The organism is Mesobacillus subterraneus, from assembly GCF_023715485.1.
GTDB classification, from domain to species: domain Bacteria; phylum Bacillota; class Bacilli; order Bacillales; family Cytobacillaceae; genus Mesobacillus; species Mesobacillus subterraneus_B.
Genome location: NZ_JAMBOF010000025.1, coordinates 1 through 20,343 on the forward strand (window position 1 = coordinate 1; position 20,343 = coordinate 20,343).

The 20,343-nt window shown below is 44.2% G+C and carries 15 protein-coding genes, 1 rRNA gene and 2 riboswitches; of the genes, 2 read left to right on the forward strand and 14 right to left on the reverse strand.

The annotated features are described in order from the left end of the window. The 8 genes from M3204_RS22095 to M3204_RS22130 form a co-directional block, all read right to left on the reverse strand. Positions 1–76 (reverse strand): 16S ribosomal RNA (locus M3204_RS22095); the annotation flags it as partial. Between the two features lie 408 nt (positions 77–484). Further along, complete coding sequence (gene ptsG, locus M3204_RS22100; protein WP_251488137.1) at positions 485–2,560, reverse strand: glucose-specific PTS transporter subunit IIBC; 2,076 nt, start codon at positions 2,558–2,560, stop codon at positions 485–487. 181 nt (positions 2,561–2,741) lie between these two features. Further along, a complete protein-coding gene (gene glcT, locus M3204_RS22105) occupies positions 2,742–3,584 on the reverse strand; it encodes a glucose PTS transporter transcription antiterminator GlcT (protein ID WP_251488140.1) in 843 nt (280 codons plus the stop codon). Between the two features lie 137 nt (positions 3,585–3,721). Continuing rightward, the gene (locus M3204_RS22110; RefSeq protein WP_251488143.1) at positions 3,722–5,053 is read right to left on the reverse strand and encodes an NCS2 family permease; all 1,332 of its coding nucleotides are present in this window, start codon (positions 5,051–5,053) and stop codon (positions 3,722–3,724) included. A gap of 124 nt (positions 5,054–5,177) precedes the next feature. Further along, positions 5,178–5,279: riboswitch (purine riboswitch) on the reverse strand. A gap of 86 nt (positions 5,280–5,365) precedes the next feature. Continuing rightward, positions 5,366–6,916 carry a glutamine-hydrolyzing GMP synthase gene (gene guaA, locus M3204_RS22115; RefSeq protein ID WP_251488146.1) on the reverse strand — a complete coding sequence of 517 codons (1,551 nt, stop codon included), beginning with the start codon at positions 6,914–6,916 and terminating at the stop codon, positions 5,366–5,368. A gap of 215 nt (positions 6,917–7,131) precedes the next feature. Next, positions 7,132–7,233: riboswitch (purine riboswitch) on the reverse strand. Between the two features lie 31 nt (positions 7,234–7,264). Then, positions 7,265–9,487 carry a transglutaminase TgpA family protein gene (locus M3204_RS22120; protein ID WP_251488149.1) on the reverse strand — a complete coding sequence of 741 codons (2,223 nt, stop codon included), beginning with the start codon at positions 9,485–9,487 and terminating at the stop codon, positions 7,265–7,267. Continuing rightward, entirely contained in the window at positions 9,484–10,701 is a 1,218-nt protein-coding gene (locus tag M3204_RS22125) for a DUF58 domain-containing protein (protein ID WP_251488153.1), read from the reverse strand. Before M3204_RS22125 ends, M3204_RS22120 begins: the two co-directional genes overlap by 4 nt. A gap of 1 nt (position 10,702) precedes the next feature. Then, the gene (locus tag M3204_RS22130; protein ID WP_251488156.1) at positions 10,703–11,656 is read right to left on the reverse strand and encodes an AAA family ATPase; all 954 of its coding nucleotides are present in this window, start codon (positions 11,654–11,656) and stop codon (positions 10,703–10,705) included. 252 nt (positions 11,657–11,908) lie between these two features. On the opposite strand from M3204_RS22130, the gene M3204_RS22135 reads away from it, so the two are divergent. Then, positions 11,909–12,100 (forward strand): hypothetical protein, encoded by a 192-nt coding sequence (locus tag M3204_RS22135; protein ID WP_251488160.1) that lies wholly within the window; start codon positions 11,909–11,911, stop codon positions 12,098–12,100. Here the strand turns inward: M3204_RS22135 and M3204_RS22140 are convergent. The 3 genes from M3204_RS22140 to M3204_RS22150 form a co-directional block, all read right to left on the reverse strand. Continuing rightward, a complete protein-coding gene (locus M3204_RS22140; protein ID WP_251488163.1) occupies positions 12,097–12,468 on the reverse strand; it encodes a hypothetical protein in 372 nt (123 codons plus the stop codon). The two genes, M3204_RS22135 and M3204_RS22140, sit on opposite strands and share 4 nt — an antisense overlap. Positions 12,469–12,767: 299 nt before the next feature. Continuing rightward, positions 12,768–14,204, reverse strand: coding sequence for an esterase/lipase family protein (locus M3204_RS22145; RefSeq protein ID WP_251488166.1), 1,437 nt, complete (start codon positions 14,202–14,204; stop codon positions 12,768–12,770). Positions 14,205–14,374: 170 nt separating this feature from the next. After that, positions 14,375–15,367: an ABC transporter substrate-binding protein gene (locus M3204_RS22150; protein ID WP_251488168.1), complete on the reverse strand. Its 993-nt coding sequence runs from the start codon at positions 15,365–15,367 to the stop codon at positions 14,375–14,377. Positions 15,368–15,649: 282 nt separating this feature from the next. Here M3204_RS22150 and M3204_RS22155 point away from each other — a divergent pair, with 282 nt between their 5' ends. Further along, complete coding sequence (locus M3204_RS22155) at positions 15,650–16,174, forward strand: ECF transporter S component (RefSeq protein WP_251488171.1); 525 nt, start codon at positions 15,650–15,652, stop codon at positions 16,172–16,174. 552 nt (positions 16,175–16,726) lie between these two features. Here the strand turns inward: M3204_RS22155 and M3204_RS22160 are convergent. The 3 genes from M3204_RS22160 to M3204_RS22170 all read right to left on the reverse strand — a co-directional run bounded on the left by M3204_RS22160 (position 16,727) and on the right by M3204_RS22170 (position 20,341). Continuing rightward, positions 16,727–17,434, reverse strand: coding sequence for a hypothetical protein (locus M3204_RS22160; RefSeq protein WP_251488173.1), 708 nt, complete (start codon positions 17,432–17,434; stop codon positions 16,727–16,729). Positions 17,435–17,652: 218 nt separating this feature from the next. Then, positions 17,653–20,109 carry a heavy metal translocating P-type ATPase gene (locus tag M3204_RS22165; RefSeq protein ID WP_251488176.1) on the reverse strand — a complete coding sequence of 819 codons (2,457 nt, stop codon included), beginning with the start codon at positions 20,107–20,109 and terminating at the stop codon, positions 17,653–17,655. Between the two features lies 1 nt (position 20,110). Continuing rightward, a complete protein-coding gene (locus M3204_RS22170) occupies positions 20,111–20,341 on the reverse strand; it encodes a heavy-metal-associated domain-containing protein (RefSeq protein WP_251488180.1) in 231 nt (76 codons plus the stop codon). Between the last annotated feature and the right edge of the window lie 2 nt (positions 20,342–20,343).

A 20,343-nucleotide genomic window follows, 5' to 3' on the forward strand; every position in this document is an offset into this window, starting at 1 on the left:
TGAAGATCCGCTCGACTTGCATGTATTAGGCACGCCGCCAGCGTTCGTCCTGAGCCAGGATCAAACTCTCCAATAAAGAGTTATGAGTTAGCTCATAAAGTTAAAACGTTGGCTAGTGATCATCTATTTAATAGAAGTCACTATAAAATATTGTTTGTTGACGCTTGTTTGTTTAGTTTTCAAAGAGCAATTTGTGTGCGCCGCTCAGAAGCGACTTTAATAATTTATCACGTTACAGTATCGAATGTCAACAACTTTTTTCAATTTCTTTTTCATAATTAAAATGTTGTTAACCTGTTCGCGACTGTTTCTATATATTATCACTGCCCATTCCCAGAGTCAACACCTTTAAACATTGTAAAAAATGGAAGTTAGCAAGTGAGTTATCAATCATGTAACAGTGGTTTGCGCTAGTTTTTCCTATATAAGTGTTAACAAATAAATAGGCCAGTCCCTTAAACGAGGGACTGGCCTATTTACTATTTTACTTTGAGATCTTAATGATGTTCTCTTCCTTTACATCTACATTGCCTTGCTTATTGATGACGATGCTTTCGCCAGCTGCTAGGTTCGTGAAGACGATCGGGGTCATGATTGAAGTTGCGTGTTCCTTGATGTAATCAAGATCAACCTTCAATAATGGCTGCCCTTTAGTCACAGTATCATTTTCAGAAACAAGCGTTTCGAAGCCTTGCCCCTTCAGGTTAACCGTATCGATACCAACGTGGATCAGGATTTCGCGTCCAGTATTAGACAGGATTCCAATCGCATGTTTCGTTGGGAATAGGTTGATGATTTTTCCATCAACCGGAGAAACGATTGTTCCTTCTGATGGAACGATCGCAAAGCCGTCACCCATCATTTTACCTGAGAACACTTGGTCTGGCACTTCAGTGATTGGTTTGATTTCACCTTTAATAGGAGAAACGAACACATCTGCACTTGCATCGTGGTCATGATGAGTTTGCAAAGCTTCTGGATTTACTTCTTCAATTTGCTGTTCAACCTCTTCAGCCTGGTTGGTTTCAACCGGACGAGGTCTCTTGCCGCTCATGATATCTTTCATTTGTCCCTTGATTGTTTCTGAACGAGGTCCAAAGATTGCCTGGATGTTGTTGCCGACTTCAAGTACACCAGCAGCTCCAAGTTTCTTCAAACGATCTTTATCGACATTCTTAATGTCATTTACCGATACACGAAGGCGAGTGATACATGCATCAAGGTGTGCGATGTTTTCCTGTCCACCCATAGCCTCGAGCACTTGGTACGGAAGGTCGCCGGCATTGCCTTTCGCACTGCCTTCTTCCTGATCTTCTTCAACCGCTTCACGGCCAGGAGTCATCAGGTTGAATTTGCGGATCGCGAAACGGAAACCGAAGTAGTAGATCACCGCGAATACTAAACCAACCGGGATTACTAACCAAGCATTAGTCTGCGGGTTAATCAATCCAAACAGAATGTAGTCGATTAGACCACCTGAGAATGTCATCCCGATTTTTACATCTAATAAATGCATTGTCATAAAAGATAAGCCAGCGAAAATCGCGTGAACCCCGAACAATACAGGAGCAACGAATAAGAATGAGAATTCAAGTGGTTCTGTGATACCTGTTAAGAATGATGTCAAAGCAGCTGATACCATCAAACCGCCGACAACCACTTTTCTTTCAGGACGTGCTTCGTGATAAATAGCCAAAGCTGCAGCAGGAAGACCGAACATCATGAATGGGAATTTACCAGTCATGAATGTACCTGCCTCAAGATCCTGGACATTATCTGCGATTTGCGCCATGAAGATACGCTGGTCACCGCGGACAACATCTCCTGCCAATGTAGTATATTGACCAAACTCGTACCAGAATGGTGAGTAGAAGATGTGGTGCAAGCCAAATGGAATTAATGAACGTTCAACTACACCAAAGATAAATGCTGATAGAGTTAAGTTTGCGTGAACCATGTTTTGTGAGAAAGCATTCAAGCCAGTTTGGATTGGAGGCCAAATGACAAGCATTGCTAAACCAAGCAGGATCGCTGTACCTGCAGTAATGATTGGCACGAATCGCTTACCTGCAAAGAACCCAAGGTAAGAAGGCAATTCAATTTCGTAAAATTTGTTGTAAAGAGCTGCCGCAATGATACCAACGATGATACCCCCGAACACCCCTGTCTGAAGGGTAGGGACACCAAGAATATTTGCGTAGTTCAGTCCGTTGACATCTTCCGGAGTAATACCTAAAACAGTACCCATTGTCACATTCATGATCAGGTAACCGATAATTGCTGCCAGACCGGCTACTCCTTCTCCGCCAGCCAAACCAACAGCGACACCAACCGCGAACAAGAGCGGCAGGTTACCGAAGACGACGTCCCCGGCTTTTTGCATAACAGCAGCTACCATATCGACGCCGCTATTATCTAAAAATGGAGCAAGCTCCAGTAAAGCAGGGTTTCTGAGCGCAGCACCAAGAGCAAGCAGGATACCTGCAGCTGGCAATAGTGCAACTGGAAGCATCAACGCTTTCCCTACTTTTTGCAGAACACCAAAAGCTTTCTTAAACATAGAAATTACCTCCTGTAAATTTTTACTCCTAAAGCGGTTACAAACATTAAAAAAACAAATAAAAAAGGCATGAGAAAGATGAACCGAAAGAAGCATACGGATATATTACCCATAAAACTTCGTTTCAATTACATTCTTTACTCATGCCTGATCGAATCAGTAACACGTAAAAAATAATAACCTATTTAACTTTTTTCTGAAGCCTCTGCAAATGCATCGTCAGATAGACGGCTTCAGCATCGCATACTTGTTTTTTCAAGGTCTGCTGCATCACTTTAATGAGTTTCCATGAAAGATTGTAGCACACTGGGTATTCTTCTTTCAAGAGAGTTGCAAATTTTTCTGGTTCATCGACTTTCTCGCCGCTATTGACTCTTTCGATCGTAAAACGCATGTGGCGCACGAGCCTAGTATAATCTATGCCCTCTTTATCGATTACAATATCCAGATTCTCCTCAATCATTTGTACCAATTTTGTCACAAGCTGCGAGTGCCTGTTAACATCAGAAAGGTTCCGGTTCATAACAGCGCTGTGGATATGCAAGGCGATGAAGCCTGTTTCCCCATCAGGAAGCTCGATGCCTGATTTATCTTTGAATAGCTGTACCACGTCTTTAGCGATTTCAAATTCAGTCGGGTAGAGCGTCTTTGTTTCAACTAAAAATGGATTCTTGAACTCAAGGCCCGTTGCCATCCGGCTGGCCGCGAACATCAGGTGGTCAGTCAAGGCAACATGGATGTGCTCGTTCAACTGGCTGTCTGTCCTCTTTTTGATCAACTCAATAGAAGAAATGATGGCTTCATGCAGGTCATTCTCTACAAATGGCAGGAGCTTGATGTAGTTTGCCTGTTCTTTTTCATCCTTCAGGACAAACATTTTTTCAGCCTGTCCTTCTTCTATTAAATCTCCCTGTTTCCTGTTGAAGCCAATGCCTTTGCCAATCAGGATGACTTCCCCGAATTTAGGATGGTCAGCAATCATGACATTATTGTTCAATCCTTTTTTCACTTCGATTTTATCCATGATGCCTCCCGTTTTCAGGTTGTTCTATGGGAATATCGTATATAAGGTCAAAATAGAAGTCAATCTGTAAACACAAATTACACTCTGTTCAATTTTGGGAATAGAAAAAGGTCCAGCAAGTCGCTGGACCTTATCTGCTATTCTGTTAAAAATACAAAGTAAAGTACGAAGATAACGAAGAACAAGTACATAATCGGATGGATGTCTTTTCTACGGCCTTTTACCAGCATTGTTATTGGATAAAAGATAAAGCCTGCTGCGATACCTGTCGCGATGCTGTATGAAAGCGGCATGGCAATGATCGTCAGGAATGAGGGAACAGCGATTTCGAAGCGATTCCATTGAATATTCCCAAGAGAAGAAACCATTAATACACCAACAATAATCAGTGCAGGTGCTGTTACGGGCGCGGTTACAACGGATAATACCGGGAAGAAGAACAATGCTAGCAAGAAAAATCCTGCAGTCACAAGGGAAGCAAATCCACTTCGCGCACCTGAAGCCACCCCTGCGGATGACTCAATATAGGATGTTGTTGTCGATGTCCCGAAAATAGAGCCAACAAGTGATGCGATTGAATCGGCAAACAATGCGCGGCCAGCGCGTGGAAGCTTATTGTCTTTCATCAAGCCAGCCTGATTTGCTACCGCTACAAGTGTACCTGCATTATCAAAGAAATCTACAAATAAGAATGTCAGGATAATTCCAAGCATAGTTGCTGTATAGAAGGATGGATCACCGAAAGCCGTGAAAACTGCTCCAAACGTCGGCGCCATGCTTGGCACTGCTCCAACTACTCGATCTGGTGTATCAATAAGATTAAAGATCATTCCGGCGATGACCGTTAGGATTATACCGAAAAATACAGCACCGTGAATTCCTCTTGTCATCATGATGATCGTGATCAATAATCCGAAAAGGGCAAGCAAGGTATTACCGTTCGTCAAGTCACCCAGGCCAACAAGTGTCGCTGGATTATCAACAATGATTCCTGCATTTTTCAGACCGATAAAGGTAATGAATAGTCCGATACCTGCTCCAACTGCGTGCTTGAGCTCAACCGGAATGGCATTGATGATTTTTTCCCGCCACCCTGAGATTGTAAGCAATAGGAAGAACACGCTGGAAATGAAGACTGCTGCAAGGGCGTGCTGCCATGGTGCACCGTGACTTAATACGACAGTGTAAGCAAAGAATGCGTTCAAGCCCATACCTGGCGCCAGGGCGATTGGATATTTACCGAGAAGACCCATGATGATTGAGCCCAGAGCAGCTGCAAGCGCAGTTGCAACAAACACCGCACCGTAATCCATTCTTAATGCATCGGGCAGGTCTTTGACGTCTGCAAGTGTAAGTGTAATCGGGTTAACGATCAAAATGTAAGCCATCGCAAGGAACGTTGTCATTCCGCCCATGAATTCGCGGCGGTAGTTCGTGCCAAGCTTTTCAAACTCAAAGTATTTCTTCATTTTTTCTTTCCCCCTGAAATGAATTCAGGAAATAAGGCCAAAAAGAAAACGCCACGGATACCGGGGCGTTGACTGCAGGCAATAAACAGAACACAGGACGGAATAAGAAATGAACGCAAAAATAGTCCTGGTTTATATACCTCGTAGTCAAGCCATTTACGGTAGCTCGGTAGAAACTTTTGGGCCATATCCCCAAGATTATACGACGAATTATGACAAATTATTAAGTTCAGTTTTATTCTAACAGGACTTTTTGCCCTCGTCAATAAAAAAACGAACATTTTTCATGTTCGTTTTTAAATCGTTCGTATTTTACTCCCATTCAATCGTTGCAGGCGGTTTACTTGTAATGTCATATACAACTCTATTCACATGGTCCACTTCGTTAACGATCCTTGTTGAAATGACTTCGAGAACATCCCAGGGAATCCGGGCCCAGTCGGATGTCATTCCATCAATAGAAGTAACAGCGCGGATACCGATTGTATAATCGTATGTCCGGGCATCTCCCATTACACCAACGCTGCGAATGTCTGGCAGGACGGTAAAGTATTGCCAGATGTCGCGGTCAAGTCCCGCCTTTTTGATTTCATCGCGCAGGATCGCGTCTGATTCCCGAACAATCTCAAGCTTTTCTTCAGAAATCGCGCCAAGAACGCGAATTCCCAGACCAGGTCCCGGGAACGGCTGACGCCAGACGACTTCATCCGAAATACCAAGCTCGCTGCCAAGCGCCCTTACTTCATCCTTGAATAATGTATTTAGTGGCTCGATCAACTTGAACTGCATATCTTCTGGCAGGCCGCCGACATTGTGATGCGACTTTATTGTCTGTGCCGTTGCCGTGCCGCTTTCGATAATATCGGTGTACAAAGTACCCTGAGCCAGAAACTCAATGCCTTCCAATTTTACCGCTTCGTCATCAAACACATAAATGAATTCATTTCCGATGATTTTACGCTTTTGCTCAGGATCAGATACACCCTCTAGCTTGCTGAGGAATCGGTCCTTTGCATCGACTTTGATGACATTCATGTTGAAGCCTTCAGCAAATGTTTTCATGACGCCTTCTGCTTCATCTTTCCGCAATAAACCGTGATCCACGAAAATACATGTCAGCTGATCGCCGATTGCTTTATGAATCAAAACGGCAACAACTGAGGAATCTACCCCGCCGCTAAGTGCACAAAGAACCTTCTTATTTCCTACCAGCTGGCGAATCTTCTCCATTTCGATCTCAATGAAGTTTTCCATCGACCAGTCGCCTTTACATTCACATACCTTGAAGACAAAGTTTTTCAAAAGGTCATTTCCATAAATAGAATGACGCACTTCAGGATGGAACTGGACCGCATAAAGCTTGCGGCTCTCATCACTCATCGCCGCAATCGGGCAGGATGGGTTGATTCCGTCAACCGAAAAGCCCGGCGGTGACAATGTCACCAGGTCTCCATGGCTCATCCAGACCACCTGCTCTTCTGGCGTTCCTCCGAATAAGGCATTTTGGTTATGTAGCGTCAGCAATGCTTTCCCATACTCACGGTTTTTCGCCTTCTCGACCTTTCCGCCGAAATGCATCGTCATCAGCTGCATTCCGTAGCAGATTCCAAGAATCGGCACACCCAATTCAAAAATCTCTTCGTCGCAGCGGAAAGCCCCTTCATCATAAACACTGTTCGGGCCGCCAGAGAAGATAATTCCTTTAGGATTCATTTGCTTGATCTCCGCTGCAGTGATTGTGTGCGGATGAAGCTCACTGTATACGCCGAATTCCCTGATGCGTCTTGTGATTAATTGGTTATACTGGCTGCCAAAATCTAATACAACAATTATTTCCTGGTCTTGCAGTTCGGTTTTCATCATGTCACCTCATTAATAGTAATAGGCTGTTTTCGTAAAATGTTTGGCTGCATATAAAAAGTCTTCCCTAATTTCAAATGAATCCGTACTATTTTAACGACGAATTCATCAAAATGGCAGTCGCAAATACAAAAAACTCTACGAAAAAGAGCCTAATAAAAAAAGCCAGAATTCTCCCCCCTCAAATAAAAGGAAAGCAGAATTCCAGCCCTGGACGAACGAAAAGAACCTGCCTTCATAGTCAAATCATTTCCGGTGATTTGGTAGATACTTTCGAACCTTATTATCGAGGATATATGAAGGATTATTCTATATAGTTTCAAACATTGTACCAGTATAATATTTTAGCGGTCAAGCACCAGCTTTACGGATCATGAATTCCCAGTACTTTTTCGCTTCCTCCCACATTTTCTCATCCATATCGCCCCGATAGAGATACTCTTCATATTTGGTCGTGAGCCTTCTCATTTCTTTCGTTGAGAAAAATTGATCCACGTAATTAGCGTAATCTCTCAGCGTCTGTCCGTTTTCTCGCTTGAGGCCATAGCGATTCAACTGCTTCAGGAGGGCGATATATGCTTTCTCCAAGTACTTGTTTTGTTTTTTGTACTTATATAGAAGGATGTAAAAGCTCGGCAGCCATTTAGCCCGCAGTTTATACATAATAGCTGAAAACCCAGCTAACACAAGCAGGCTCAGGATTATTTTCTTGAGGTTTTCCTGCAGGAAGGCACCCGCTTTTTTCAGGCCATCCGAAAAAGTTATCTTCGACTGGTCGACTTTTGCCTGCTCTTCCGGAGTTTCTGGCTTCTTTGGAGCTTCAGGTGCAGTATCCTCTTTATCGTCTTCCTCTGTCTGTGTGTCAGTGTTGTTTTTAGTGTCATATTCAAATTGGACATTGTTTGAGAAGCCTTGTGTCGGCTCGAAAGGAACCCAGCCTACCCCAGGGAAATAACCTTCGACCCATGAGTGGGCATTGTTATTTGTGACCTCATAAACTCTGCGGCCATCTTCCAGCGTATCTTTATATTCGCCTTCTGTGTAGCCTTTTACCCAGCGGGCAGGGATCCCAACGGAACGCATCATGACGACCATTGAAGTCGAGAAATTGTCACAGTAGCCTCGTTGCGTCTCAAACAAGAACTGGTCAACGTAATCCTGATCCTCTTCAGGTACGGCCACCCTGTTCTGGTCGTACACAAAATTATTTGAGCGGAAATATCTCTCAATAGCTCTTGCCTTATCAATCCACGTTTTATCATCTTTTGTAATTTCTTCAGCCAGGTCTACAACCCGTTCTGGCAGTCCTTCTGGCAGCTGAGTATATTTCGAGGTGAATTGGGTGTTTGCAGAATTATCAGCCGGCAGACCTTCAGGACCGGCAGCTTTCAGTTTTTCGACACTGTATACAGGATAATCAAACGTGACCGAATATGGACCAATTGAGCCTGCAGTCCCATTAGCTACCGACAGGATTTTCTCCGTTGATGGATCAAGACTGAATTCAAGAGATGTATTACCCACCGGCGCATCGACTTGTTTTACTCCTAAAGGGTAAACAATGTGCGGGTAACCTATTTGAGGGAACACCCTGCTCGTTCGCTGTTCTGTTTTGACGCCAGCTTCGAATGGCTGCATCGGTATGGTTTGTTTCGGTAAAAATTCCACTGGCATTGTTGTTCCCGGTTCTGCCACCCAGCCCTTCCCCGTATAGACGTCCTTTGTCTCAATTCGCCAGTAATGGCGTCCGTCTGCTTCTGCAGCAAACACGACCCGGTCGTCGCCGACAAATGGCCCGCCAAGAGATGAATCATCATTTCCATATCCTACTCTTTTAACGCCGCCGCCACCGGATTCTTCATTATAAGACTTTATAAAAGGAACCGGGTCTGGCCAAATCGGGTCTGCCTTTGGAGCAGCATAGCCAATCCCAACACTAAAGGCGATCATGACGACAAGCGGCACCATCCATTTTTTTGCGCTGTCCAGATTTTTTTTCATGACCTCCTTGTCAGCAATCCGGTAATACGCCAGCATTCCCAACACTGCAAAGCCGGCAATGACTGTCCTGACAATCGCTGCGTCTGCTTCATAAGGCGTGAACGTATCAAGAACTGTAATATAAATCATCGTCATGAAGAAAAACACAAAAATCTGTTTGCGGTTAATCAGCCAATATTGGATCAAATAAGCCATCAGCCACAGCAGGACAAAGAAAAGCAGCGTCCGGAACACATTCGAAAGCTCTGTCCACTGGGAATCGAGCAGGAATCCTGCATTCGCGGTCATTTCATTGATCAGCTGCCCGAACCATTCAGAGCTGAAAAAAGTCCCTTCATAATACATGAAGTGAACCGAATATAGGATAATGATCGTTTTGATCAAAGCAGCCGGCAGGACAGGCATGCTGAAAAACGACATCATCAGCGAGATAAAGACGAAGGCCAGAAAGACACTTAAGTGACCGGTGTCAGTCAGCTCCTTTAATGGACGGAGCCACTCCCACAGTAACAAAAAGCTGAATATATACAATAAAAAGAAGGTGCCATCTTTTTTAGGTTTATCCATCGTCATCGTCTGTTCACCTCCGAGAAGGCTTCTGAAAATTGACCCTCATGCACCATGACAAGCCTGATTCCTCTGGCATTTGCCGATGACCTTAAAGTGAGCTCAGCCTTAGTAGGCGATTCCTGCTCATTCTTGATCAGGAAAATGCTTACCGACCCATTTCTTTGATTATAAAAAGCTGCTTTTTCAATTAGTTCTTTTGTCAATTGAGCGGTAATCAGCATGATTGAGTTGTTCTGTTGCGCTAAGAAGGTTTCAGCCTCGAGCACCCTGTCAAAGGAGACCGGACTGTCATCCTGGATTTTAGCGAGATGGTAAAGAAGCTGCTGCTGCTGGATATCTCCGCCGCGGACCGGAAATGCTGTCCTTTCATAACTTGAAGTCAGCAAGCCGACCTGGGCACCTTTCCGCAAAATCGCCCTGATGACTGAAGCTGTAAAAGAGACGACTACTTCAAAGCGGCCATCAGGAGCACAATCCATCAAGAGTGTCACATCATGTGACTGCCTTTGTTCAAATTCCTTGGTCATTATATCATTGCGTCTTGCGGTCGCCTTCCAGTTAATCCATGAAAAACGGTCACCCGGCTGATACTCGCGGACACCGATCGCCATCGATGTATCACGCTGTACCCGTTCCTTCGAAGCGGTCATCCCCTGATCGAAGTGATGGGCAACCGGACGATAGACCATCTCCTGGTATGCCGGGTAAACGAGGATCTTGTTTTCAGCTGGCAGCACCTTTTCTTTTTCTATCAAGCCGAGAGGGTCGCCAGTTTTCAATTTGATGCCGGACAAAAGGTGCTCGCCGCGCGGCAGGTTTTCAATCGTATAGTCAAAACTGAACACCCGGTTAAAGCCGGGAAATAGCATCGTTTTCGCCTTTTGCAAATCACTGTTCCCAGCCAACGCCTCTCCAGCCTGTTCTTCAGTAATCGCATAGAAAAGCGGGAATGGAAAATTCCGCTCAAGCATGATACTTGCTTTAAACTTTTCACCCGCATTGTACTCCTGTTTCGTATAAACCCTTTCAGCCTTTATTTCTTTAATTGAATAGAAGGCAAGGCCCAACGCATACAGCGCAAACGGCACAAAGCTGTAGAACAGGAACCAGCTGACAAAGCCGCCCTGGAACATCGCATAAGAGAACGTTACTAAAATTAAAAATAGTAAAACGATGAGCTTCCAAATTTCTTTGAACTTTTGGAAATATGTTCTCATATTACTTCACAAGCCTTTGCACCGGCACTGGCACTCTCGCCAACACTCTGTTCACGACATCCTCAGCTGTGATCCCTTCAAATCTGGCCTCAGATTTCAAAATAATCCGATGGGCGAATACATATGGAGCCAGATACTGAACATCATCCGGAAGGACATAATCCCTGCCGAAAATAAATGCATATGCCTGGGCTGCCTTCATCAGGGCGATCGAACCACGCGGGCTCGCTCCCAGATATACGCTTGCATGACCACGAGTCCGGCTGGCAAGCTCAACTATGTAGCGTTTGATTGTGTCATCAACGTATACTTCTTTTATATCCCGCTGCAATTCGCGAAGATCCTCCAGGGTAACAACCGGCTGCAGGTCTTCGATTGGCAGGTTTCGCTGGGCACGGTTCAGCACTTCCATCTCTTCATCGAGAGCAGGATAGCCCATCTTCATTTTTAACAAGAAACGGTCAAGCTGCGCCTCTGGCAGCGGATACGTTCCTTCATAATCAATCGGGTTTTGTGTCGCCATTACGAAAAACGGCTTTTCAAGGATGTGTGTCACGCCATCGACTGTAACGCTTTGCTCTTCCATTCCTTCCAGAAGGGCAGACTGTGTCTTTGGCGATGTCCGGTTGATTTCATCGGCAAGAATGATATTGCCCATGATCGGGCCCGGCCTGAACTCGAATTGCATTTCCTTTGGATTGTAAATCGATACTCCTGTAACATCGGAAGGCAACAAATCCGGTGTAAACTGTATTCTCCTGAACTGGGCGCTGACAGACTTCGCAAGCGCCCGGACCATCATCGTCTTACCCACACCCGGCACGTCCTCAAGAAGCACATGCCCGCCGGCCAGCAATGCGATCAAGCTCAATTCGGCAACATTCCGCTTACCGGTCATGACCTTATCAATATTTTCTAAAATTCTCTCTACAGTTGGATTCATTTGGTTCCTCATGGAATTTTCCTCCCCTAAACTCTTTTTCTATTTATCTATTAAATTAGGTATTTTTACGCTAATATACGTTATATTCGCTATTTTCTGTAAAAACCCTGTAATATTCTGTATGAAAATATTTCCGCTTTGAGATAGACGTTATTTAACTGGAAAGGTTTCAGCCCATAAAAAATACGGTCTCCTTCTGGACACCGCTTGTTATTTATTTGTAATTTTATGGTAATATAGAAGAAAAGAAAAGGAGTGAGTATATTGAACAAATTCCTTAGATGGACCCTCTTATTTTCTGGGATTGGAATCATGATTGGCATGATTATTTTCGGTGTAACCACCGAACGTGCTGTTCCAGCTGGCGCAGACCTTGGTCTAGAACTTTTTTATGTTGCCGCATTGCTGATTGGCGGACTATTAATCTATTTGAGTACCGCCGTAAAAAGGAGCTAGCCTGCTTTCGGAATAGCGCCCATGCCTTCTAAAATAATGCGTGCATCCGAATTCAAATACGCCTCAATATCACTTCGTAAAAACAATAGTGAGTGGTCCTTGATGACAACCTTCAAACCTCTTAAATCAAAATTAGAGGCATAGCTATTCACCGCATTGATGACAGCCATGTCTTTTCTCGTCAGCGGCTGCTGCCCGGCTTCCATTCTTTTCGTTAAAAACTCAAGCAAGTCCCTGGCATTCGTCTTTAAATAATTCCGATTCTTGTTCAGAATCTCAATGTTCTCTTCCATATACATTCTCGCAGCAGCAAAGTCGAGCTCCTCGACACTGTTGTTAATTCTAGCAACCAAATCCAATACGTGCATTGCCTTCTCCTCCTGATGTACATATCTGCTTACCTTCTATATCGGTAAGGAATCCAGCCACTCAACAGTCTATGTAAAAATTAGTAAATTAGACTTATGAATAGGAAATTCAGTTCAATTGGTCCCGTTTTTAGTTTGGTGCCCAGCAGCAGGAATATTTCGCTCAATGATTCATTTACGCGTCTCAATAGAACTTGGGACAGCTTTGCGATCATCAAGTCCGTTTAACGTTACTATAGCGGCGTTACTAACGCTAAAAAAAAGGCGGCTGAGAATAAAATTTGCAGCCGCCTTCATCATTATCTATGAATCTTCCCTGTTTCATCCACATAGATCGATTCAATGATTGTTCGTTCAAAAGGTTTTCCATTGACGCCTAAGCCAGACACTTCCGTCGTCAGGTTGTAGACTCCTGCATCGGTAAAATCTCCATCGGACACAAGTCCTGCTTTAGACCCTTTGCCTGCTTCCTTGAGTTTTTTATGGGAATCCAAGCTGAATTTGACCCACTTTGTTTTATAGGATGCTTTAAGATTCTTGTTTTTTTCCTTTTTCAGCTCCGCTCCTATTGGGCTATCGATGCCGACAATATATAAATAGGCTGCCGCCGGGCCTGTCACCGTCCACTTCCCGGCCTGAGGCTGGCCAATCTCGAACTGGTGTACCCAGGCACCTTTGAAAAACTCACCTGTATCCTGTTCCGTTTTTTGCACATCATACTCTTTACCATCAGGCCCTTTAAGCTTAAGTGATGGCAATTGCCGGTCGCTCAGGAATGCCAGCTTAAACCCATCGGCTCCGTCTTCAACAACAAAGCTATCCTTTATTGCTTTTTCACCTTTACCGCCTCTGACAATTTGATTTGTTTCTGGTTCTGTTACGGTGGCAAAACTAGATGATATTGCGGCGACAGATTGCTGTGCTGCCATTGTGTATGGCTTGAAAACTGAAAATGTATAGGAGCCTTCGCGGATCATTGTATGGTTCCATGATGCTTCCCGGACAATCGTTCCTCCAGGGACACGAGAGTTTGCGACAGTTACCACTCCGTCATTCGCTCCATAGCTGCTTAAATACAGACCTCCCCAATAAAGGGCACTGCCGAACGAACCCCATTTGGTTCCGCCAAGTGTATAGTAGCGATTCAACTTGGCATTTGCATGAGAATCCGTAATGCTGCGGAAATAACTCATATTTCCTGTCTGGAGCGAACGCGTCGCATCATTATTGTTGCCAAGGAGCGCTGCCAGCCACCAAGCCGAGCTGCTATGGGCAAGATCTGACAGCTGTGTCCCATGATGTGGTGATGACAGAGTGATGACATTTGATACATACTGATGCGCACCATAATGGACGAGTGCGGTCTGCGTATCCACCCCGCCTTTACTGTGGCCAACGACCACCAGCTTCTTATTTCCGAAATACTCATAGATTACCTTCAGCTTTCCAGCCAGCATTGCCCCGTTGTCCCACATATCCCTTTCCGGGTACAAGTCAATAAATGCAGTTTGGTAGCCATTCGCAAGCGCGGTTTCATACATATCATTGCCTTCCCACCACACAGATGCCGAACTGTTATACCCATGAATGAAGACAATCGGTGACTTTCCCGGATCAATATATGCCGGATCAGCCCCTGAATACCACGTACCCGGAACCCCGGAAGAACCACCGCCCAAATCACCCGCCCTTGCCGCAGCAGGCACCATCAGCAATAAAACAAATAATAAAGACATTATTCTCTTACTCCTCCGCAAACCCATCCCCCCATTATTAGCCATCTTTAAAAGGTATTAAATCTCTTGAATAGTATGCAGGGTAAATAGGTTCATTTAGATTGAGAAAATAGTATTATCTTTAAAAATCCAAAAGAATAACCTGCCAAAAAATCAGCAGGTTACTCCTGTTATTCTCCTACTATCTTTGCGTCCTTCAGCATCTCATCGGTTAAGGTGATTCCTTCCTCCTTCGCTGCTTTTTTGTTGACGATCAGTTCAAGGTTTTCCGGGAAGCCCACAGGCATGTCACTTGGCTTCTTGCCTTTGAGAATTTCTACAGCCATTTTACCGGTCGTGTAGCCAAGGTCATGATAGTCGAATCCGTATGACGCAAAAGTACCGCGTTTTACAGAATCACCTTCCCCCACAAAAGTTGGAATATCTTTATCATTGGCCACTGTTATAACCGACTCTAGAGCCGCAACAACCGTGTTGTCTTTTGGAATATACAGAACATCAACACGGCCTACCATGGATTCTGCTGCCTGCTTCACTTCAGAACTCGTGGAAATCGTTGTTTCAACTGCTTCCAGTCCAGCAGCCTCAAGCGCTTCCTTCGCATTTTTAACATTCACGACAGAGTTTGGTTCCCCATTGTTATATATAATACCGACCTTCTTGGCATCAGGAATAAAGGTTTTAATCGCAGCGATTGTTTTCTCGATCGCATCAGGGTGTGTATCTGATGTTCCAGTAGCATTGCTCCCCGGCTTTTCAAGACTCTGGACAAGTTCAGCCCCAACCGGGTCCGTAATCGCAGTGAACAAGATTGGAATATCCTTTGTTGCCTGGACAGCTGCCTGGGCGCTCGGTGTCGCAATCGCTAAAATCAGGTCATTCTTGTCCGAAACCAGCTTCTGCGCAATCGACGCATTATTGTTCATGTCACCCTGGGCATTCTGATAATCCAGCTTCAGGTTCTTTCCTTCCTCATAGCCAGCATCCTTAAGAGCGGCAATAAAGCCCTCTCTTGCTGCATCAAGTGATGGGTGCTCGACAATCTGGGTAATCCCGATTTTCACCGTCTTCTCTTTTTTCTCTCCGCTCGCCTGGTCACTGCCGCCGCACGCAGCAAGCAGCAGCATCGCGCCACTTATTAATACCGCCAACCTCTTCTTCATCCTTCATCCTCCCCAAATTCACGAAAATCGTTATGTATCGTCTTGTTGAATGGAAAATCAGACTATCCCCCTTAAGTTAAATCTTTTATATTATTTTTAATATTCTGATATTAACACGAGCAACCAACTTGGACAATAGCAGAATTTAGGGATTTATCACCAAAATTACTGATTCTTTAAAAAGTTACTTATAATACCATTGTAAATATAGCAAATACATATTTATTAAATACTAAATAAGAAGTATCATAATATTAAAAATAGAAAGAGGTTTATCTATCTATGAATGCAGTATTCACAGCAAAAGAATCGACTAAAACGAGAACTTTAGTCATCAATGCGCTTTTCATCGCTTTGACAGTTGTAGCCACAATGTTCATTAACATAAGGCTCCCGATTATGGGGAACGGTGGCCTGATCCACTTGGGGAATGTTCCTCTCTTTATCGCAGCATTCGTGTTCGGCAGGAAAACAGGTGCGATTGCTGGCGCCTTCGGTATGGGCTTGTTTGATATCCTTTCCGGATGGGCATTGTGGGCTCCATTCACCTTTGTAATCGTCGGTGCAATGGGTTATGTAGCCGGACTTCTAGCCGAAAAGATGCCTGGCAAAAAAGTGATGGTCTTCTCAGTGGCTGTGGTCGTTGCCACTCTTATTAAAGTCGTAGGCTATTATTTCGCCGAAGTCGTCCTTTACGGAAACTGGGTCCAGCCATTCGGATCTATCCCGGGCAACATTATGCAGGTTGTCATAGCTGGTCTTATTGTTGTGCCGCTTGTGGGACGCATTAAGAAAAGAGCTTTATAGAATATCGTTATTAACAAACACCCCATGGAGCAGAGCCTTTGAAAGACGGCTGCTTTACGGGGTGTTTTTTTATATTAATAAAATAGCTATTTAGTGTTCTCAAAATCTAATAAAAATCAAAGTATCGATTAGGATGTCGATTTCTAAATGGATTTTGTCGATATTTCTCGGGAAATGTTAAATGTTGAAAAAATGAGGAGTTGGGAAAAGGCAGAACAAAAGGAGATTAGCTAAGCCGCATTTGCCCCGCTAATCATTTCTTTCGTTGTTAGGTATTTGATTATATCGTCTCAATGCCCTTCCATATCGCCTGACGCTATTAGCGATGGCGATTCTGGATAAAAAGGTTTCATGCCTATAAATTGATTGGTGTATCGTTGAGCGATATGTAAGATGGTGCTCGTCTGTTCATTAAATAAGTTTATATCGCCGGGCGATACGCCGCATAATACAAAGTTAATCAAACTTTTAGTATTTAATACTGAACTGACTTCCATTTCACCCTTATGTATATCGCTTAATATTTTGGAAAATTATCTGTACCTGTCCCCGTTATTTTTTGAACAAGGAGAAAAGCCATCCCGGTTTTTTATTTTGTTTTTCAATCTCTTCTTCTAAACGTTTATTAAACTCATTTTGTGAAACCCATTCTTTTTTCAGTTCGTCCTGCATTTTTTGCAATTCTTTTTGCAAGAGCTCACTTCTTTGCTTTTCTTGTTCCAGCAAGTTTTCATAATGAGTGTTTTGTTGTTCAGTTAATCTTTCGATTTTAGCATTCGTTCTTTGCGCTGAATTCCCAATACTTGAACTAATAATATGATGGTCCTGCTGGAGCTGGGATACCTTCGTTTTAAGCTGGGACATATCGTTTGTCAGCTGGACATTCATTTCACGTGTCGCTGCCAGTTCATTAGCTAAAAACATTAAGACCTCTTTTAATTGATCAGGGTCCTGCGGCAAATTTCCATATGTATCGCTGGTCGCTATCTCTGTTCCATTAGTTCCTTCTATTCTTTCTTTTTGCTGATCCACCAGGTCTTTGGCTGTATCATCCAGTGGCTTGTCCGTATCGCGCAGCGCTATAAGCGCTCTAATATCAGATTCAACAAAGATGCGTCTATCGCCATCTTTCATAAACTCATATCCATTGCGCTCTAGTATTTGGCCGTACTTTCGAACTGTGGGAGTTGCAATTCCCACTTCTTCAGCCACTTCCTTGGTAGAAAAAGCCCGTTCATTCGGTTGTATATCGTTTCGCATATCGCACCTCCTGTCCTTTAAATATGAAGGCTTTCAACCTTTTTTGCAAGAGTCATATCGCCCAAATAAATCCTGGTGCTGATATTTCTCGATACACTCCATATCGCTTGCAGCCACTTTGACCCACCCTATAGTAATGGCATTGTATTCCGCATCACATACTTGGAGGTCTTCCCTTAGACTAAAAAGGACCCATCCCAAAGGACAGGTCCAAAATTTTAGATTTTCGAAGGTTTAAAACCCTTCAGCCTTAAAGCATTTAGCAATACAGAAACAGAGCTTAAACTCATGGCCGCACCTGCAATCATTGGATTAAGCAATGGTCCGCCGAACAAGTACAGGACGCCCATCGCAATCGGAATTCCTATTACGTTATAAGCAAAAGCCCAGAAGAGGTTTTGCTTTACGTTGCGGATTGTTGCTTTACTTAATTGAACTGCAGTTGGTACGTCCATGAGGTCGCTTCTCATCAGGACGATGTCTGCAGATTCCATGGCAACGTCTGTGCCGGAGCCAATCGCGATTCCAATGTCGGCCTGTGCAAGGGCTGGAGCGTCATTGATGCCGTCTCCTACCATCGCTACCGTTTTACCTTCATCCTGCAGCTTCTTGACTTTATTTGCTTTGTCTTCCGGTAAAACTTCGCTTAATACGCGGTCAATGCCTACTTGCTTGGCGATTGCTTCAGCTGTGCGCTTGTTGTCGCCCGTGATCATGGCGACTTCAATGCCCATTTTATGGAGCTTTTCAATCGCTTTGAGACTAGTTTCTTTTACAGTGTCTGCTACCCCGATAATGCCGGCAATTTTCCCATCAATCGTGATATACATTGGCGTTTTGCCTTCGTTTGCCAGATTATCAGATGTTTCTGCCAAGCCTTCAAGTTCGACTCCACGGTCATCCATTAATTTACGGTTTCCCAGCAGCAGGTTTTTGCCTTCAATTGCAACTTCAATTCCGTGTCCGACGATTGCGTTAAAGGTTTCAGTTTTTAACAATTTGTGCCCTTTCTCTTCGGCATCTCTGACAATCGCTTCACCCAGCGGATGCTCAGAACCTTTTTCAGCAGAAGCAGCAAGAATTAACAGTTCCTCCTCAGAGATTCCGTTCGCAGTGACAATATCCGTTACTTTCGGTTTTCCTTCAGTGATGGTACCTGTTTTATCAAATACAATCGTATCGACTTTATGCGTTGTCTCAAGGGCTCCGCCGCTCTTGATCAGTACGCCATTCTCTGCGCCTTTACCTGTACCGACCATGATCGCTGTCGGGGTTGCCAATCCAAGCGCACACGGGCAGGCAATGACAAGAATTGAAATCGCAATTGTGAAGGCGAACAGACCCGATTGCCCTGCAAAGTACCAGGCAAAGCCGGTAAGAACGGCTAACACGATGACGATTGGCACAAAGTAGCCTGAAATGATATCCGCCATTTTCGCGATCGGAGCTTTGGATCCCTGGGCATCCTCTACCAGCTTAATGATTTGGGACAGTGCTGTATCCTTTCCGACTTTGGTAGCTTCGTAGCGGATCGTGCCGTTTTTATTGATGCTGGCTCCGATGATTTTAGAGCCAACTGTTTTTTCTACCGGGATGCTTTCCCCAGTCAGCATCGCTTCGTCTACAGAAGTTGTTCCTTCAACAACAACGCCATCGACAGGCATCTTTTCGCCTGGTTTTACGATGACAATGTCACCAACTTGCACCTCGTCAACAGAGATTGCTGCTTCTTCTCCGTCTTTTAAAATTGTCGCTGTCTTAGGAGCAAGCCCCATCAGCTTTTTGATTGCTTCAGACGTTTTCCCCTTCGACAGAGCTTCGAAATATTTTCCTAACGTAATCAACGTTAATATAACTGCCGCTGATTCATAGTATAACTTGCCCGCATATTCATAATTTCCTAATGTGATCATGATGGTTGCGAACAGGCTATAGAGAAATGCTGCGCTTGTTCCCAGCGCGACCAGTGAATCCATGTTAGGGTGGCGTTTGACCAATGTCTTGAAGCCAACTGTGAAAAACGGCTTTCCTAAATACATAACTGGAATCGTCAAGATCAGCTGGACTATCGCAAATGCAGCCGGATTATGCATCGGGTCAATCATTTCCGGAAGCGGCATCCCTAGCATATGCCCCATCGAAACGAGCAGCAAAGGAATAGTAAATACACCGGAAATCCAGAAACGCCGCCACATTTCCTTGATATGCAGTTCCTTCTTTTCCCTGTCTTCATCAACAGAATTCCCGGCTTCGACGTCTTCCTGAGCTTCATAGCCGGCATCTGCAACTGCATTCTTGATGTCTGCAACCGTCACCATGGTTGAATCATATTGAATCACCATTTTTTCAGTGGCCATATTTACGTTCGATTCAATGACACCATCTAACTTCCTTGTCGCCTTCTCAACGGATTGTACACAGGAAGCACAGGTCATGCCGGTAATGATGAAGTTCTTTTTAACAGCATCGGTGATCGGCTTGTAGCCTGCTTCCTCGACTGCATCCTGGATTTCCTTTATCGATAAAATATTTTCATCAAAATTGACTTTTAATTTTTCAGTGGCCAGGTTCACGCTTGCTTCCTGCATGCCTGGAAGTTTTTTCGTCGCTTTTTCAACAGACTGTGCACAGGATGCGCAGGTCATCCCTTCAATCGTCAAGGTTTTCTCAGTCATATCATATCAGCCACCTTTTATGTGTTGATTCTGATTCATAACCAGCTTCACGAACTGCTTCATTCAAACCATCTATTGTCTGTATTGATTCATCATATTTCACTTTTGCAGTTTCCTTTTTCAAATCAACTTTAGCTACCTCTACGCCCTGAAGCGACTTCAAAGCCTTTTCCACCTTCCCTGCACAATGGCCGCAAGTCATTCCGTTTACCTTTAATACGATCTTTTCCATCT

What these genes read in the sequence shown, in the direction of transcription:
- ptsG (WP_251488137.1), bottom strand. Translation starts at nt 2,560, where the DNA reads ATGTTTAAGAAAGCTTTTGGTGTTCTGCAAAAAGTAGGGAAAGCGTTG.
- glcT (WP_251488140.1), bottom strand. Translation starts at nt 3,584, where the DNA reads ATGGATAAAATCGAAGTGAAAAAAGGATTGAACAATAATGTCATGATT.
- M3204_RS22110 (WP_251488143.1), bottom strand. Translation starts at nt 5,053, where the DNA reads ATGAAGAAATACTTTGAGTTTGAAAAGCTTGGCACGAACTACCGCCGC.
- guaA (WP_251488146.1), bottom strand. Translation starts at nt 6,916, where the DNA reads ATGATGAAAACCGAACTGCAAGACCAGGAAATAATTGTTGTATTAGAT.
- M3204_RS22120 (WP_251488149.1), bottom strand. Translation starts at nt 9,487, where the DNA reads ATGACGATGGATAAACCTAAAAAAGATGGCACCTTCTTTTTATTGTAT.
- M3204_RS22125 (WP_251488153.1), bottom strand. Translation starts at nt 10,701, where the DNA reads ATGAGAACATATTTCCAAAAGTTCAAAGAAATTTGGAAGCTCATCGTT.
- M3204_RS22130 (WP_251488156.1), bottom strand. Translation starts at nt 11,656, where the DNA reads ATGAGGAACCAAATGAATCCAACTGTAGAGAGAATTTTAGAAAATATT.
- M3204_RS22140 (WP_251488163.1), bottom strand. Translation starts at nt 12,468, where the DNA reads ATGCACGTATTGGATTTGGTTGCTAGAATTAACAACAGTGTCGAGGAG.
- M3204_RS22145 (WP_251488166.1), bottom strand. Translation starts at nt 14,204, where the DNA reads ATGTCTTTATTATTTGTTTTATTGCTGATGGTGCCTGCTGCGGCAAGG.
- M3204_RS22150 (WP_251488168.1), bottom strand. Translation starts at nt 15,367, where the DNA reads ATGAAGAAGAGGTTGGCGGTATTAATAAGTGGCGCGATGCTGCTGCTT.
- M3204_RS22155 (WP_251488171.1), top strand. Translation starts at nt 15,650, where the DNA reads ATGAATGCAGTATTCACAGCAAAAGAATCGACTAAAACGAGAACTTTA.
- M3204_RS22160 (WP_251488173.1), bottom strand. Translation starts at nt 17,434, where the DNA reads ATGCGAAACGATATACAACCGAATGAACGGGCTTTTTCTACCAAGGAA.
- M3204_RS22165 (WP_251488176.1), bottom strand. Translation starts at nt 20,109, where the DNA reads ATGACTGAGAAAACCTTGACGATTGAAGGGATGACCTGCGCATCCTGT.
- M3204_RS22170 (WP_251488180.1), bottom strand. Translation starts at nt 20,341, where the DNA reads ATGGAAAAGATCGTATTAAAGGTAAACGGAATGACTTGCGGCCATTGT.